The following is a 15,934-nucleotide window of genomic DNA, read 5'->3' on the forward strand; positions in this document are numbered from 1 at the left end:
GCCGGTTGGCCGGCCCTTTCCTTTCCGGCTCAGGCGGCGTCGGCCAGCACCATGTCGGCCGCCTTCTCGCCGATCATGATCGACGGGGCGTTGGTGTTGCCCGACGTCAGGGTCGGCATGATCGAGGCGTCCGCGACCCGCAATCCCGCGATGCCGTGAACCCGCAGGCGCGCATCGACGACCGCCAGCGGGTCGCTGCCCATCCGGCAGGTCCCGGTCGGGTGGTAGGTCGTCTCGCCGACCCGCCGCGCCCAGTCCAGGATCTCGTCGTCGCTGTTCAACGGGCCCGGCGCCAGTTCGGTGATCTGCAACGGGGCGAGGGCCGGGGCGGTCATCACGCTGCGCGCGATGCGGATCGCCCGGACGGTCAGGTCGGCGTCGGCCGGTGACGACAGGAAGTTGAAGGTGATCGCCGGGGCTTTGCGCGGGTCGGCCGAGACGATGTGGACATGGCCCTTGCTCTCCGGCCGCATGGCGTGCGCGTAGCAAGTCATGCCCGACTGGCGGGAGATGCGCGGGCCCTTCGGCCCGGCCTCGGTCAGCATCGGCACCCAGCCCAGCAGCACGTCCGGCGCCTCCAGTCCCTCGCGCGAGCGCACGAAGGCGCGCAGCGGTGCCGCCACCATGCAGAGCATGCCCTGCCCGTAGAGGGCATAGCGCAGCGCCTGCCCGACGAGGCCCAGGCCGCGGCCGGTGTCGTTGAATGTGACGCCCTTCCTGCCGACGGCCCACCGCGTGCGCGGCGCGTAATGGTCGCGGAGGTTCTCGCCGACGCCGGGCAGCGCGTGCCGCACCTCGATGCCCAGGCTGCGCAGCCGGTCGCCCTGGCCGATTCCGGACAGTTCCAGCAGCTGCGGCGAATTGATCGCGCCCGCGCTGACGACGACCTCGCGGCCGGCGCGCGCCTCCTCGGACCGGTCCCCCACGGTGTAGCGGACGCCGACGCAGCGGCTCCCCTCCAGGATCAGCGCCTGGCCGAGCGCCCCCGTCTCGATGCGCAGGTTCGGCCGCCGGCGGGCCGGATCCAGATAGCAGCGCGCCGTGCTCATGCGCCGGCGGGCCGCGATCGTCGCCTGGCTCATCGCGATGCCGTCCTGGACGGCGCCGTTATAGTCCGGGTTGTGGACGATCCCGATCTGGCCCGCGGCCTCGATCAGGGCGGCGTAGAGCGGTTCGCGCGGCGCCGGGTTGGTCACGCGCAACGGCCCGTCGCGCCCGCGGAACGCGTCGTCGCCATCGCCCTCGTAGCGCTCCATTCGCTTGAAGAAGGGCAGGACGTCCGCATAGCTCCAGCCCTGGTTGCCCATCTGCGCCCAGCCGTCGAAGTCCTGGGCTTGGCCGCGCACGAAGGCGAGGCCGTTGATGGCGCTGGATCCGCCGAGGATGCGCCCGCGCGGCACCGGCAGGCGCCGGCTGCCGGTTCCCGCCTCGGGCTCCGAGCTGTAGAGCCAGTTCGCCGCCGGATTGTTCACCAGCTTGGCGTAGCCGACGGGGATGTGCGACCAGGGGTGGCTCGCGGGCCCGGCCTCGAGCAGCAGCACCCTGTTGCGCGGGTCCGCCGACAGCCTGTTCGCCACCACCGCTCCGGCCGAACCCGCCCCGACGACGATATAGTCGTATGTGTCCATCTGTCCCGACGTCCCCCGATCGCAGGCGCGTCGGGTCGGAAGGGACCGGGCGCGCAGCCCGGGATCAATCCACGCGCCGCGCCCGCGCGCAAGCCGCCGGCGCGTGCGCCGGCGGCGAAGGGTCAGTAGCTCGGCTTGGTCGAAAAGGGCGTGAGCTGCAGTTCGTGCGTCCAGCACGACCGGTCCTGGGTGTGCAGGTACCAGAAGGCGTCCGCGATGCTGACCGGGTTCATCACGATCTCGGGGTTGCTCTGCGCCTTGGGCAGCGCCCGCGTGCCGGGCGAGTCGATCAGGCCGTCGACGACGATGTTCGCCACATGCACGCCGTGCTCGGAATATTCCTCGGTCAGCACCTGGGCCAGGGTGCGCATCATCACCCGGGGATAGTAGAGCGACTGTCCCGTCATTCGCTTGCGCCCGCGCAGCGAGCTCGCATTGTTGGTGAAGAAGAAGGAGCCGGCACCCCGTTCGCGCATCGCCGGCAGGACCTCCTTGGCGACGAGAAACGGTCCGCGGCTGGCGATATGCTGGGCGGTGTCGAACATCTCGACCGGGATGTGTTCGAGAAGTTCCTTCTCCGGCGGCAGGTCGCGGCCTTCCAGATAGCCCGCATTGTAGACCAGCACGTGCGGATCGCCCGCCTCGCTGCGGATCTTCCCGAAGGCCGCCGCGATCGACGCTTCCGACACCAGGTCGAGTTCGACCGTCATGCAGGCGCCGCCCTGGTCCAGGATCGCGCGCTCCAGGCCGGCGGCGTTGGCGGCGGTGCGCGTCGTCAGCACGACGAAGAACCCCTCGCGCGCGAACTTCTGCGCCACCGCCCCGCCGATGCCCCAGCGCACGCCGACCGGCAGGTCCGCGTCGTCGACGGCACGTCCGTGCGCCAGCCGCGTGTTCCGCCCGTCCGCCTGCCACTTCGACGTCGCCCCGATCACGACGGCGACCTTCTTCTGGTCTGTGTTCATTCCGCACCCTCCCCTTCCGGACACCGCGTGGTGGATTGGTTTTTGTCTCCGGATTGTGCCCCATCATAGGCATAGTCCGACACGATGATCGCTGCGGTTTCGGGGCCGCCTCGTGGCGCGGCGGTGCGCATGATGGAGAGCCGATTCCGTCACCTGGATCAACACCGGCAGCGGGGTCAGCATGGGACTTCGCGGGAGCGGTGGCCCGCCCGTTTCCGACGGCGGGTGTGTCGACAATCCAGTTCACGATGCCGCGTCATCCGGTGCCGCCGCGGCAATCATCGTAGGGAGCCTGTCATGAGCGAAGCATTTGATGCGATCGTGGTCGGTGCGGGCCAGGCGGGGCCGTCGCTCGCCGGCCGCCTGACCGCCGCCGGGATGCGCGTGGCGCTGGTCGAGCGGCACCTGTTCGGCGGCACCTGCGTGAACACCGGCTGCATGCCGACGAAGGCGCTCGTCGCCAGCGCCTATGCGGCGCACCTCGCGCGCCGGGCGGCCGACTATGGCGTCACGATCCCCGGCGCGGTCGGCGTCGACATGCGCCGGGTCCGCGACAGGGCGGGCACCGTCGCGACCAACGCCCGGACGAACGTCGAGCGCTGGCTCGGCGGCATGGACGGGCTCACGGTCCTGCGCGGCCATGCCCGCTTCGAGGGGCCGGCGACGATCCGCGTCGGCGACGCCCTCCTGACGGCGCCCCGGATCTTCCTGAACGTCGGCGGCCGGGCGCTGGTCCCGGACATGCCGGGCGTGAACGACGTCCCCTACCTGACCAACACCTCGATCCTCGATCTCGACCGGGTGCCGGACCATCTCGTCGTCGTCGGCGGCAGCTATATCGGCCTGGAATTCGCGCAGATGTACCGGCGTTTCGGCGCGGCGGTGACGGTGGTCGAGCGCGGCCCCCGCCTCGTCGCGCGCGAGGACGAGGACGTGTCCGCCGCCATCCGCGAGATCCTCGAGGCGGAGGGGATCGCAGTGCGCACCGGCGCCGCATGCATCGCCTTCGCGCCGGCGCCCGGCGGCGTCGGGGTGCGGGTCGACTGCACCGCCGGCGCGCCGGAGGTGATCGGCAGCGACGTGCTGCTGGCGGTCGGCCGTCGCCCGAACACCGACGATCTGGGCCTGGACCGGGCCGGCATCGCCACTGACGCGCGCGGCTACATCCCGGTCGACGACCAGCTGCGCACGTCCGTGCCCGGCGTCTGGGCGCTGGGCGATTGCAACGGCCGCGGCGCCTTCACCCACACCGCCTACAACGATTTCGAGATCGTCGCGGCGAACCTGCTCGACGGCGAGACGCGGCGCGTCACCGACCGCATCCCCGGCTACGCGCTCTACATCGACCCGCCGCTCGGCCGCGTCGGCATGACGGAAGCGGAAGCACGCAAGACCGGCCGCCCGCTTCTGACCGCCGAGCGTCCGATGACGCGCGTCGGCCGCGCCGTGGAGAAGGGTGAGACCCTGGGTTTCATGAAGATCGTCGCCGACGCCGAGACCAGGCGCATCCTCGGCGCCGCCATCCTCGGCACCGGCGGCGACGAGGCGATCCACGGCGTCCTCGACATGATGAACGCCGACCAGCCCTACACGACGCTGCAATGGGCGGTGCCCATTCATCCCACGGTCTCGGAGCTTCTGCCGACACTGCTGGGCGGCCTGAAGCCGAACTGACCCGAAGCGGAGGTCAATCCGCCGCCCAGGCTACCGTGCTCAGCAGGGCGAGTTCTGCCTGCCGGGAGTCGAGTCGCGTGTGCTGGCAGACGATCGGCTGGTCCGACTCGACGACGCTCGCATAGTCGGTGTCCCGGGGCACCGGTTCGGGGTCGTCGAGATCGTTGAAGCGGACGTGGCTGGTCCGCTGCGCCGGCACGCGCACGGCGTAGGGGCCGGCGGGCGGCCGGTCGGCGAAGAAGACGGTGATGCGGACGTTGGCGTCGCGGTCGCCGGCGTTCAGGATGCACACCGTCTCGTGGCTCTCGAACGCCCGTCCGCTACCGGTGCTCGCGGACGGGATGAAGCCCTCGGCGATCGCCCAGCGCGTCTTGCCGATGGCGGTCATGGCCTCCTCCTCAGAGCCGGATCAGTGCCAGGCCGCTCTCGGGATCGTGGCGGCGGTGCAGGTGGGCGGGCGCCTCGGTCAGCACGACCTCCAGCGTCGGCCGCACATGCGCCTCCAGGAGGTGGCCGCCCCAGGCGCTGCCGTCGCGCTTGGAAACGACGACATGCGGGTGCAGCTTTGGCCCCTTGTCGCCCAGCGCCACGTCGCCGACGAACGACACCACCTCCACCTGTTCGGTCAGCGGGATCCTCTCGTAATCCTTCTTCTCCCAGTCGAAATAGCCCAGCACCACGTCGCTGAAGGCGCCGAGGCCGGTGAACCGGGCGGCCGACAGTCCCTGCTGTCGGGCAAAGTCGGACAGGGACGACACCACCTCGTCGCCGGTGTCGAAGACGAGGGCGAAGGTCCGCTGGCCGTCGGCATGGATCAGTTTCGACTTCATCGTTCTTCCTCCGTCATTCTTCTTCCTCGTGAGGGGTCAGCGCAGGTCGCCGCGCGCGGCGAGGTCCCGGATCCGGTCGGCGATGCGTAGGGCGTTGGCGACGATCGTCAGCGACGGGTTGACCCCGCCGCCGGTCGGAAACAGCGAGCCGTCGCAGACGAAGAGGTTGTCGATGTCCCAGGACCGACCGTCCGGCCCGACGACGCTGGTCGCAGGGTCCTCGCCCATCCGGCAGCCGCCCATCAGGTGCGCCGTGCCCGAGGTCCTGAAGAGATCCCGCGCGCCCGCGGCCTCCAGCGTGCGGCCCATGAAGTCCTGGGCGTGCGCCGCCAACCTCCGGTCGTTGTCGCAGTAGGCGTAGGTGACCTTCGGGATCGGCAGTCCGAGCGCATCGGTCTCGTCGGAGAGTTCGACCCGGTTCGTCTCCTGCGGCATCGTCTCGCCGACGATTTTCAGGCCGGCCATGTGATTGTAGCGGCCCATCCACTTGCGCAGTTCGTGACCGAAGACGCCCTCGTTCGAGACCAGCGATGTGGCGAAGTCGGTCGGCAGCGGCCCCTGGCTCATGAAGGCATAGCCGCCGAAGAAGTCCTTGCCGGCGTCCTCGTAGTTCCAGTGCTCGCACACGGCCAGCGACGGCGGGCCCTTGTACCAGCGGATCTCCTCCTCCATCACGCCCCAGACGGCGTGGTTGGCGTGCACCATCAGGCCCTTGCCGACCAGGCCGGACGAATTCGCCAGACCGTCCGGATGCCGCGGGCAGGCCGAATTGAGCAGCAGTCGCGGCGTCTCGACGGAATAGCCGGCGACGATCACGGCCTTCGCCTTCTGAAAGCGCCAGCGGCTGTTGCGCCGATAGTGGACGCCGGTCGCCCGTCCGTCCGGGCCGGTCTCGATCCGGCCGACCATGGCCAGGTCGCGGATCTCCGCACCCGCCTCGATCGCCCAGGGCACGTAGGTGACCAGCATCGACTGCTTGGCGTTCGTGGCGCACCCGATCTTGCAGAAGCCGCGATAGGCGCAGGGATTGGCCTCGCCGCGCGGCGCGGAGATCGAGGCGGTCGGCGTCGCGCACCAATCGACACCCATCGCCTCGGCGCCGCGCGCCAGGACGAGGGCCGAGGCCGAAAGCTCGTGCTCCCGGTACGGGTAGCGCCCGCGCGGCGGCCCCCAGGGATAGCGCAGCGGGCCGGCGATCTTCATCGCGTCCTCGGCCGCGTCGTAATAGTTCCACATCTCGCGCCAGTCGACCGGCCAGTCGTGGCCGTAGCCGAGCAGGCTGCGCGACCTGAACCATTCCGGCCGGAAGCGCAGCGTCACCATCTGGAAATGCACGGTGGTGCCGCCCACGGCGCGGCCCGAATTATTGGAGCCGAGCTCGATCGGGTCGTCGCCGCCGGATATGCGCTCGTCCAGCCAGTACAGCTTCTCCTGCTCGCGCTCGTCCGAGGCGAAATCCTCGAGCGGCCGGTAAAAGGCGCCGGCATCGAAGGCGACGACGGAGTGGCCGGCCGCGGCGAGCTTTGCCGCCAGCACGCTGCCGCCGCAGCCGGTGCCGACGATGGCGAAATCGACCGCCTCGTCCTCCGGGTAGGTCGCCATCGGCACCCATTCGCCGAGGCGGAAGACGTTCGGAGCGCGGCCGTCGGTCGCGCGCGGCCGGAATTCGGCGTCGGAGACGACGGCGCTCATTCCTGCCTCCCCAGCGGCTGCGGCGGCCGCTCCTCGCGCGCCTCCCACGGGTCGCGCTGGTCGGGGCCCAGGCGGACATAGCCGCGCGGCGCGGCGGGCCCGCCGAAGCCGATCTCGTTCCAGGCAGAAGGGTGGGCGTAGTAGATCTTCACCGCCTCCTTCAGCAGCACGTCGCGGAAGAAGCGGCGCGGCTTCACGCCCTCCCACAGCGTCTCGTCGACCTCGCCGGCGTCGACGGCCTTCAGCAGTGCCGTCCGCAGCGGCCCCGGCAGGTCCGGAAACGCGCGGCCGTGCCGCCGCTCGGCTTCGGCGGCGATGGCGGCGAGGCCGCGCCGCCAGGCCTCACGCTGCGGCAGGGCGTCGGCGAAGCGGGTGCCGTTGCCGCGATCCTCGTACAGGACGCCGTCGATGAAGGCCGCGACCGGGATCCGCTCGTGCGGTGCACGCTCCGGCTGGGGCAGTACGGTCTCGACCAGCGCCGTCAGGAGCGCGTACTCGCGCTCGCTGAAGAACCGCCGCGGCGGCACGTTGTGCAGGCGGTCGTCGACGGCGCGCCGGGTGGCCTCGTTCCACGAGGGCGAATCCCATTTCTCCAGCACGTCGTAGCGCGGATAGGAACTGCGGAAAGGTTCTTCAGCCATGACGGTCCTCGCGTCCTCGGCCTTCGTATTCTTGGCCCTCATGTCCTCGACGCCCCTCGATCAGGTCGAGCGCCGCAAATCCCGCCAGTGCCAGTCCCGCCAGGCTCGGCGGTGCCGCGATCGGCGGACCCTGGAACAGGTTCTGGCTCCAGTTGGCGAACCCGCCGCTGTTCCGCGACACCCCGTAGGCGTGCAGGCCGCTGCCGGCGACGGCCAGCGCGGTGGTGACGCCGAGCATCGCGCGCGCCGCTGCCAGCGTCCCGGCGCCCGGCCGCGCGGCGGCTGCGGCGACGGCGAGACCCGTCGTGGGCAGGCCGGCCAGCGGCAGGTACATCAGCGGGTTGTGGAAGGCGCCGCGGAAGTGCAGCAGCCCGACCTCGACGGAGACGCCCAGCAGCCCGAGCGTGGTGATGCCGGCCAACCGTTCGGCGTCGCCGCCGGGCATGGCCGCCGTGCGCGGCCAGCCGTCCGCCGTCAGGCCGAGTGCGCCTGCGATCGCGAGCGCCCCCGGTGCCCCGAACGGCGCGCGATAGAAGAGGCTGTTCCACGACAGGCCGCCGGGGCGGCCGAGCAGGTTCCTGACGTGAAAGCCGATACCGATCAGGCCTGCGGCTATCGCGAAAGCGAAGGCCGCGCGCCGTGCCGCCGGCGCCGCGGTCGAGGCGGCGGTCGCGACCGCGGCGGCGACTGCGGCGCTGGACGCAGCGGGCGCGGTCAGCATCGCGCGGTTGCGGAAATTGCCGCGGAAATGTTCCATCGCGCTGTCGGCCAGCACGCTCGCGGCCACCAGTGCCGCCCCCTGTGCAGCCCGGCGGGCCGGCCGCGCAGGACGCTGCGCCTGCCGGTGTTGCCTTGAACCGGCCGCGGCCATGCCGAGCAGTGCCCCGCCCGCCAGCGCCAGGCCGGCCAGTTCGAGCAGTGTCCCGGAACGGGGTCGCGGCTGCGCCCGCTGCGGGGCGGGTCTCGCCGCGGGCGGCGCCCGCTGCGGGGAAGGCGTTCGACGCGCGGCCGGCACGGATCGCTCCTGCACTTCGCTCTCCCGAGTGGACGGACGGTCGTCGCTTGTCGGAGCAATGCGTGGAGCCGCGATCGGTTCGGCGGCCGGCCAGAAACTTCTCATCATCTGCATTCCGGTCGGAACGATCCGCCCGCCACGCGATTTCACGGGGAGCGGTGGCCGCTGCGGCGTCGCGCCCGGAACGGGCCCGCCGGCTGCGACCCGACACTTTCCGAGCAGAGGAGAAGCTGCGATGGCCAAGACCGTCGGCGATTTCACCCTCGAACGTCTGGCCGAATGGGGCGTCGATCGCGTCTTCGGCTATCCCGGCGACGGTATCGGCGGCCTCGTGGCCGCCATGGGGCGTGACGACAGGATCGGCTTCGTCCAGGTCCGGCACGAGGAGAGCGCGGCCTTCATGGCCTGCGCCCATGCCAAGTTCACCGGCGAGGTCGGGGTCTGCATGGCGACGTCCGGGCCAGGCGCGATTCACCTCCTGAACGGCCTCTACGACGCGAAGCTCGACCACCAGCCGGTGGTGGCGATCGTCGGTCAGCAGGCGCGCGCCGCGATGGGCGGCAACTACCAGCAGGAGGTCGATCTCCAGACGCTCTTCAAGGACGTCGCCTCGGACTATGTCGAGACCTGCATGGCGCCGGTGCAGATGCGCCACCTGATCGACCGCGCCTTCCGCATCGCCAAGGCGCGCCGCACCGTCACCTGCATCATCGTGCCGAACGACGTGCAGGAGGCGAAGGCGGTGGAGACGCCGCCGCACGCCCACGGCACCGTTCACAGCGGCATCGGCTTCAGCGCGCCCAGGGCCGTCCCGATGGAGGACGACCTGAAGCGCGCCGCGGCCCTGCTCAACGACGGCGGGAAGGTCGGCATCCTCATCGGGGCCGGCGCCATGGAAGCGGCGGACGAGGTGGTGCAGGTGGCGGACCTGCTCGGCGCCGGCGTGGCCAAGGCGCTGCTCGGCAAGGCGGCGCTGCCCGACGACCTGCCGTTCGTCACCGGCTCCATCGGGCTGCTGGGGACCGAACCGTCCGACTGGATGATGCGCCACTGCGACACCTTCCTGATGATCGGGTCGCGCTTCCCCTATTCGGAATTCCTGCCGAAGGAGGGACAGGCCAAGGCGGTGCAGATCGACCTCGACCCGACCATGCTGTCGATCCGCTACCCGATGGACATGGCGCTGGCCGGCGATGCCGCGACGACGCTGCGCGGCCTGATCCCCTATCTGAAGCGCAAGGAGGACCGTTCCTGGCGCGCCGACATCGAGAAGCGCGTGGCGAACTGGTGGGATGATGTCGGCAAGCGGGCCGACAAGGAGGCCAGCCCCGTCAACCCCGAAAAGCTCTTCTGGGAACTCTCCTCGCGGCTGCCGGACAAGGCGATCATCACGGCGGATTCCGGCTCGTCGGCCAACTGGTATGCCCGCGCCATCAAGATCCGCAGCGGCATGAAGGCTTCGCTGTCGGGAACGCTGGCGACCATGTGCCCCGGCATGCCCTACGCCATTGCCGCGAAGTTCGCCTATCCGGACCGCGTGCCGATCGCCTTCGTCGGCGACGGCGCGATGCAGATGCTCGGCATCACCGACCTCATCACGGTGTCGAAATACTGGCGCGAATGGTCGGACCCGCGTCTCGTCGTCTGCATCCTCAGCAACGGCGACCTCAACCAGGTGACCTGGGAACTGCGGGCGATGGCCGATTCGCCGAAGGTCCCCAAGACGCAGGACGTGCCGGCGATGGACTTCGCCGCCTATGCCCGCCTCCTCGGCCTCCAGGGCATCACCGTCGACAAGCCCGATCAGGTCGGTGCCGCCTGGGACGAGGCGCTCCAGGCCGACCGCCCTTGCCTGATCGACGCGCGCGTCGATCCCGACGTGCCGACCCTGCCGCCGCACATCACCCTGTCGCAGGCCCGGTCCTATGCCTCCGCCATCGCCCAGGGCGACCCGGATACCAGCGGCATCCTCTGGCAGACCTTCAAGCGCGTCTGGTCGTAGGGAGGCGGCCGTGAGCCCGGGCGACAGCCGCGCCCCGATCGAGCGGGTGGCGGCACGGGTGTTCGTGGTGCCGACCGATGCGCCCGAGTCCGACGGCACCCTCGCCTGGGACAGCACCACCATGGTGCTCGTCGAGGTTCATGCCGCCGGACGGGTCGGGATCGGCTACACCTATGCCGACGCGGCGGCGGCCGGGCTCGTCGAGGGCGTCCTCGCCGGAACGGTCCAGGGCATGGACGCCTTCGACATCAACGGCATCTGGCTGGCGATGCTCGGCCGCGTCCGCAATCTCGGCCAGGGCGGCCTCGCCGCCATGGCGGTCGCGGCTGTCGACACGGCACTGTGGGACCTGAAGGGCAGGATCCTCGGCGTCCCGGTCGCCGACCTGATCGGCCGGGCGCGCCGGGCCATCCCCGTCTACGGTTCGGGCGGTTTCACCTCATACGACGACGACCGCCTGACCCGGCAGCTCGGCGGCTGGGCGGAGAGCGGGCTGTTTGCGGTGAAGATGAAGGTGGGCCGCACGCCCGACGCGGACCCGCATAGGATGGCGGTGGCGCGCGCCGCCATTGGTGCCGATACCGCGCTCTTCGTCGACGCGAACGGCGCCCTCTCGCGCAAGCGCGCGCTCGCCTTCGCCGAGACGGCGGCCGGGCAGGGCGTGACCTGGTTCGAGGAGCCGGTCTCCTCGAACGATCTGGATGGGATGCGCCTGCTGCGCGACCGCGCGCCGGCGGGCATGGCGATCACCTCCGGCGAGTATGTGTTCACCCTCTCGGGCTTCCGCGACATGCTGGCCGCCGGCGCCGTCGACGTGCTGCAGGCCGACGCGACGCGCTGCTGCGGCATCACCGGCTTCCTCAAGGCCGCGGCGCTCGCGGAAGCGCACGAGGTTCCGCTGTCCTCGCACTGCGCGCCGTCGCTGCACCTGCACCCGTGCCTGTGCGCGCCCGCGGCGATCCACATGGAGTGGTTCCACGACCATGTGCGCATCGAGCAGATGATGTTCGACGGTGCCCCGCGACCGGAACGGGGAACGGTCGGCAACAACCGCGAGCCCGGCCTCGGCCTGTCGCTGCGGGAGAGCGACGTCGCCGCCTTCGCCGCCTGACGCCCCACGCATCGACGCCTGTTCGGCCACGCGTATACGGCATCGCGTTGCCTGCTTATCCTGGCGGCAAGAAACCACCGGGAGAGGATCGAACCCATGGGCAGGCTCAGCGGCAAGGTCGCCGTCGTCACGGGCGGGGCGTCGGGGATCGGCGAGGCGACGGTCCGGCGCTTCGTCGCCGAGGGCGCGCGCGTCGCCTTCGCCGACCGCGACGCCGAGCGCGGGCGCAGTGTCGCGGCGGAGATCGCCGCGGCCGGCGGCGACGTGCGCTTCACCGCGGCCGACGTCGGCGACGAGGCGGCCGCGCTGGCCTTCGTGGCGGAGGCCGAGGCGGCGTTCGGACGGCTCGACATCCTGGTCAACAATGCCGGCATCCGCCTCTACCAGACGGTGGTCGATGCCAGCGCCGAGAGCTGGGACACGCTGCTGAACGTCAACCTCAAGAGCTATGCCTACTGCGCCAAGGGCGCCATTCCCGCCATGCGCCGTGCCGGCGGCGGCAGCATCGTCAACGTGGCGTCTGTGCGCTCGGTCACCGCCGGCGGCAACACCATCCAGTACGACACCGCCAAAGCCGCCATCGCCGGCCTGACGCGCGGGCTCGCCATCGACCATTCGCCGGAAGGCATCCGCGCCAACGCCGTCTGCCCGGGGCCGATCTTCACGCCCTTCCATGCGCGCCGCATCGCCGCGGCCGGCCGCAGCGTCGAGAGCTACAACGAGGACGCCGCCGGCCGCACCATGCTGCGCCGGCCGGGCACGGCGGACGAGGTCGCGTCCTGCATCCTCTTCCTCGCCTCCGACGACGCGTCCTACGTCACCGGCTCGCTGCTGTTCGTCGACGGCGGCATGACGGCGATGTAGCCGGGCTCAGGACGTGCCGAGGCTGAGCAGGTTCTCGACCGGACGGTACAGCTCCTCAAGGTAGCGGACGTCGTCCGCCTCCAGGGTGATCTCCGTCGCCGCGACCAGCTGTTCGAGCTGGCTGATCTTCGACACACCGACCACCGGCGCCGTCACCTCCGGCTTGTTCAGCAGCCAGGCCACGGCGACCTGGGCCGGCGTATGGCCCAGCTTCTCCGCCACCTCGACGACGCGCGCCGCGATCCTGAAGTCCATCTCGCCGCGATAGAGGCCTTCGGTCCGCTTGCGATCCGCGCCCTGCGACCGCGCCGTGCTGCCGCCCTCGAAGCCGCCCTTGTAGGCGCCGGTCAGTATGCCGCGCGCCAGGGGCGACCAGGGCGTAAGCCCCACGCCCGTCGCGACGCAGTAGGGGTTCATCTCCCGCTCTTCCTCGCGGTAGATGAGATTGTAGTGGTTCTGCATCGAGACGAACTTCGTCCAGCCGTGCCGTTCGGCCGTCATCTGCAGCTCGGTGAACTGCCAGGCGAACATCGACGACGCGCCCAGATAGAGCGCCTTGCCCGCCTTCACCACGTCGTGCAGCGCCTCCATCGTCTCCTCGATGGGCGCGTGCGGCAGGCCGGGGCGGCCGTGCGGATGGCGGTGGATGATCAGCTGGTCGACATAGTCGTGCCCCAACCGCTTCAGGCTGGCGTCGACGCCCACCATGATGTGCTTGCGCGACAGCCCGCCCTGGTTCGGGTGCGGGCCCATGGCGCCGGATACCTTCGTCGTCAGCACATACTGGTCGCGCGGCACCAGTTCGCGCAGCAGCTGCCCGACCACCTGCTCGCAGGCACCCAGGCCATAGACGTCGGCGCAGTCGAAATAGAAGAGGCCGTGGTCGAGTGCGGCCTTGAAGATCGGCCGCGCCTCGTCGATCGGCAGGGTCCAGTCGCCCTGGTGCCCGCGCCCGGGCTCGCCGAAATTCATCGTCCCCAGGCACAGCCGCGAAACGCTGAGCCCGCTCTTCCCCAACTGCCGTGTCGCCAGCATCGCCCGTCTCCCGCTTGGCCATCCCCGTGTGTCGCCGCCGAGCCTAGGCCGCGGGCGCCGCCGGCTCAATGCCGCCCGCGGCGTGCGCGGTCAGTTGCGCCCGGCCGAGACGCCGCCGTCGACCATGTAGACGCCGCCGGTGCAGAAGGAGCTGTCGTCCGACGACAGGAACAGCATCAGGCGCGCCACCTCCTCCGGCTGGCCGTAGCGGCGCAGCGGCGTGTTGTCGGCCATCGGCTTCGTGTTGCCGCGCTGCGGGTTCACGGCATCCTCCAGGCGCTCGATCATCGGCGTCTCGATCGGCGACGGGTTCACCGTGTTGACGCGGATATTCAGCGCGGCCCCCTCCATCGCGCCGGAGCGCATCAGGCCGATCACGGCGTGCTTGCTGGCGATGTAGGGCGACAGGCCCGGCACGGCGCGGATGCCGGCGGTCGACGAGGTCATGACGATCGACCCGCCGCCGCGCTTCTTCATCTCCGGCATGACGTATTTCAGCCCCAGCCAGACGCCGCGCACGTTGATCGCGATGACGCGGTCGAAATCCGCCTCGGTCTGGTCCTTGATGCGCGCGACCTTGCCCTCGATCCCCGCGTTGAGCAGCGCGATGTCGACGCCGCCGAAGCGCTCGGACGTGGCCGCGATGAAGCCCTTCACCTGGTCCGCGTCGGCGACGTCGGCCACCGCGTAAGCAGTCCTCTCCTCGCCGAGCGCACGCGTCAGCGCCTCGAGCTTCGCCTCGTCCAGGTCGACCAGCATCAGCCGCGCGCCCTCCGTGGCGAACAGCTTGGCCGCCGCCGTACCGATGCCGCCCGCCGCACCCGTGATGATCGCGACCTTGCCTTCCAGCTTGCCCATGGCGTTTCCGATCCCGTTGCTGTCGTTGTTCCCGCGCCCGCGGGTCGCGCCATGCTAGCAGCCGGCGCCGCGGCGCGCGCCATGCCGGCGAACGCCCCGCCCGCCTTCTCGGTTGGCGAAGGCCGCTTCGCCAACCGGCCATTCCGGCACGCCCGGTCCGGCGCTAGGCTCGCGGTTCCGTGTCCGAGGCCCGCCGGATCGCCCGCGAGGCCCCGTGGACAGCCGGCGACGCGAGGCGTGCGATGAACGTGATCAGGCCCAACTCCCTGCAGGCGCGCGACATCGCGGTCGCCATCCACCCGCAGACCAACCTCGCCAAGCACGAGCAGGACGGGCCGACGGTCATCGTCCGCGGCGACGGCATCCGCATCTACGACGACAGCGGCAAGGAATTCATCGAGGGCGCCGCCGGCCTCTGGTGCGCGGCCCTCGGCTTCGCCAGCGACCGGCTGGCCGACGTGGCAGCCCGGCAGATGCGCACGCTCGGCTACTATCACAGCTATCGCAGCACGGCCCATCCGGCCGGCATCGAACTGGCCGAGAAGCTGATCGAGCTGGCGCCGGTGCCGATGTCCAAGGTGCTGCTGCAGTGCTCCGGGTCGGAGGCCAACGACACCGCGATCAAGCTCTGCTGGTACTATCAGGCGGCGATGGGCCGGCCGGAGAAGAACAAGATCATCGGCCGCATGGGCGGCTATCACGGCACGACGGTCGCGGCCGGCAGCCTGTCGGGCAAGCCCGACATGCATGTCGACTTCAACCTGCCGCTGCCGCAGTTCAAGCACACGCTCAACCCGCACTACTACCGCTTCCACGAGGACGGCGAGACCGAGGAGGAATTCTCGACGCGCATGGCCGATGCGCTGGAGGCGATGATCCTGGAGGAGGGGCCGGACACGGTCGCCGCCTTCTTCGCCGAGCCGGTGATGGGGGCGGGCGGGGTGATCGTGCCGCCGGCGACCTATTTCGAGAAGATCCAGGCCGTCCTGAAGAAGTACGACGTGCTGTTCATCGCCGACGAGGTGATCTGCGGCTTCGGGCGCACCGGCAACTGGTGGGGCTCGCAGACCTTCGACCTGAAGCCGGACATCGTGACCTGCGCCAAGGCGCTGTCGGCGGCCTTCATGCCGGTCTCGGCACTGCTGATCAACGAAAAGGTCTACCAGGCGATGGTCGCGCAGAGCCGCAAACTCGGCAGCTTCGTGCACGGCTACACCTATACCGGCCATCCGGTCGCCGCCGCCGTTGCCCTCGAAACGCTCAAGATCTACGAGGAGATGGACCTCGTCGGCCATTCCCGCCGCGTCGGCGCCTATTTCCAGGACAGGCTGGCGGCGTTCGCCGACCGGCCGCTGGTCGGCGACGTGCGCGGCGTCGGCCTGATCGCCGGCCTCGACCTCGTGACCGACAAGGCCGCCCGCACCCCCATCCCCAGCATGGAACCCGTCGAGCGCCACGTCCGCGAGGCCGGCCTCGTGCTGCGGCTGATCGGCAACCGCATCACCTTCTCCCCGCCGGTCATCATCGACGAGTCCGGCGTCGACGAAATGCTGGCCCGGCTGGACAAGGCGCTGACGGGGGTCGAGAAGGAACTGGCGCTTTAGGCCGAGGCGAAGCGG

General features: G+C 70.5%; 14 protein-coding genes. 5 read left to right on the plus strand and 9 right to left on the minus strand.

What is annotated here, in order from left to right:
• Window positions 1-29: 29 nt before the first annotated feature.
• The gene (locus ABIE65_RS21750; protein WP_354080653.1) at window positions 30-1,628 is read right to left on the minus strand and encodes a GMC family oxidoreductase; all 1,599 of its coding nucleotides are present in this window, start codon (window positions 1,626-1,628) and stop codon (window positions 30-32) included.
• 122 nt (window positions 1,629-1,750) lie between these two features.
• On the minus strand, window positions 1,751-2,593 hold the full coding sequence (locus ABIE65_RS21755) for an SDR family oxidoreductase (RefSeq protein ID WP_354080655.1): 843 nt from the start codon (window positions 2,591-2,593) through the stop codon (window positions 1,751-1,753).
• 297 nt (window positions 2,594-2,890) lie between these two features.
• Between ABIE65_RS21755 and ABIE65_RS21760 the strand changes: the two genes are divergently transcribed.
• The gene (locus ABIE65_RS21760; RefSeq protein ID WP_354080656.1) at window positions 2,891-4,267 is read left to right on the plus strand and encodes an FAD-containing oxidoreductase; all 1,377 of its coding nucleotides are present in this window, start codon (window positions 2,891-2,893) and stop codon (window positions 4,265-4,267) included.
• Window positions 4,268-4,280: 13 nt separating this feature from the next.
• On the opposite strand, the gene ABIE65_RS21765 is transcribed toward ABIE65_RS21760, so the two are convergent.
• From ABIE65_RS21765 to ABIE65_RS21785, 5 genes are read right to left on the minus strand one after another with little or no spacing between them, the layout of a single operon-like run.
• Complete coding sequence (locus ABIE65_RS21765) at window positions 4,281-4,655, minus strand: sensory rhodopsin transducer (RefSeq protein WP_354080658.1); 375 nt, start codon at window positions 4,653-4,655, stop codon at window positions 4,281-4,283.
• 10 nt (window positions 4,656-4,665) lie between these two features.
• The gene (locus tag ABIE65_RS21770; RefSeq protein WP_354080659.1) at window positions 4,666-5,097 is read right to left on the minus strand and encodes a PPC domain-containing DNA-binding protein; all 432 of its coding nucleotides are present in this window, start codon (window positions 5,095-5,097) and stop codon (window positions 4,666-4,668) included.
• Window positions 5,098-5,133: 36 nt separating this feature from the next.
• A complete protein-coding gene (locus ABIE65_RS21775) occupies window positions 5,134-6,789 on the minus strand; it encodes a GMC family oxidoreductase (RefSeq protein WP_354080661.1) in 1,656 nt (551 codons plus the stop codon).
• Window positions 6,786-7,430, minus strand: a complete 645-nt coding sequence (locus ABIE65_RS21780; RefSeq protein ID WP_354080662.1) for a gluconate 2-dehydrogenase subunit 3 family protein — start codon at window positions 7,428-7,430, stop codon at window positions 6,786-6,788. Before ABIE65_RS21780 ends, ABIE65_RS21775 begins: the two co-directional genes overlap by 4 nt.
• Window positions 7,423-8,460: a hypothetical protein gene (locus ABIE65_RS21785; RefSeq protein ID WP_354080663.1), complete on the minus strand. Its 1,038-nt coding sequence runs from the start codon at window positions 8,458-8,460 to the stop codon at window positions 7,423-7,425. The genes ABIE65_RS21780 and ABIE65_RS21785 overlap by 8 nt, the downstream gene beginning before the upstream one ends.
• Window positions 8,461-8,680: 220 nt before the next feature.
• Between ABIE65_RS21785 and ABIE65_RS21790 the strand changes: the two genes are divergently transcribed.
• From ABIE65_RS21790 to ABIE65_RS21800, 3 genes are all read left to right on the plus strand, one after another.
• A complete protein-coding gene (locus ABIE65_RS21790; RefSeq protein WP_354080664.1) occupies window positions 8,681-10,447 on the plus strand; it encodes a thiamine pyrophosphate-requiring protein in 1,767 nt (588 codons plus the stop codon).
• 10 nt (window positions 10,448-10,457) lie between these two features.
• On the plus strand, window positions 10,458-11,558 hold the full coding sequence (locus ABIE65_RS21795; protein ID WP_354080665.1) for an enolase C-terminal domain-like protein: 1,101 nt from the start codon (window positions 10,458-10,460) through the stop codon (window positions 11,556-11,558).
• Window positions 11,559-11,654: 96 nt separating this feature from the next.
• Window positions 11,655-12,422: an SDR family NAD(P)-dependent oxidoreductase gene (locus tag ABIE65_RS21800; RefSeq protein ID WP_354080666.1), complete on the plus strand. Its 768-nt coding sequence runs from the start codon at window positions 11,655-11,657 to the stop codon at window positions 12,420-12,422.
• A 6-nt stretch (window positions 12,423-12,428) separates the two neighbouring features.
• On the opposite strand, the gene ABIE65_RS21805 is transcribed toward ABIE65_RS21800, so the two are convergent.
• Together ABIE65_RS21805 and ABIE65_RS21810 are read right to left on the minus strand one after the other, a co-directional pair.
• On the minus strand, window positions 12,429-13,457 hold the full coding sequence (locus ABIE65_RS21805) for an aldo/keto reductase (RefSeq protein WP_354080667.1): 1,029 nt from the start codon (window positions 13,455-13,457) through the stop codon (window positions 12,429-12,431).
• Between the two features lie 90 nt (window positions 13,458-13,547).
• Window positions 13,548-14,315 (minus strand): SDR family NAD(P)-dependent oxidoreductase, encoded by a 768-nt coding sequence (locus tag ABIE65_RS21810; protein WP_354080668.1) that lies wholly within the window; start codon window positions 14,313-14,315, stop codon window positions 13,548-13,550.
• Window positions 14,316-14,557: 242 nt separating this feature from the next.
• On the opposite strand from ABIE65_RS21810, the gene ABIE65_RS21815 reads away from it, so the two are divergent.
• Window positions 14,558-15,919, plus strand: a complete 1,362-nt coding sequence (locus ABIE65_RS21815; RefSeq protein WP_354080669.1) for an aminotransferase — start codon at window positions 14,558-14,560, stop codon at window positions 15,917-15,919.
• Window positions 15,920-15,934: the final 15 nt, after the last annotated feature.

The sequence above is a fragment of the Constrictibacter sp. MBR-5 genome (genome assembly GCF_040549485.1).
Lineage (GTDB): Bacteria > Pseudomonadota > Alphaproteobacteria > JAJUGE01 > JAJUGE01 > Constrictibacter.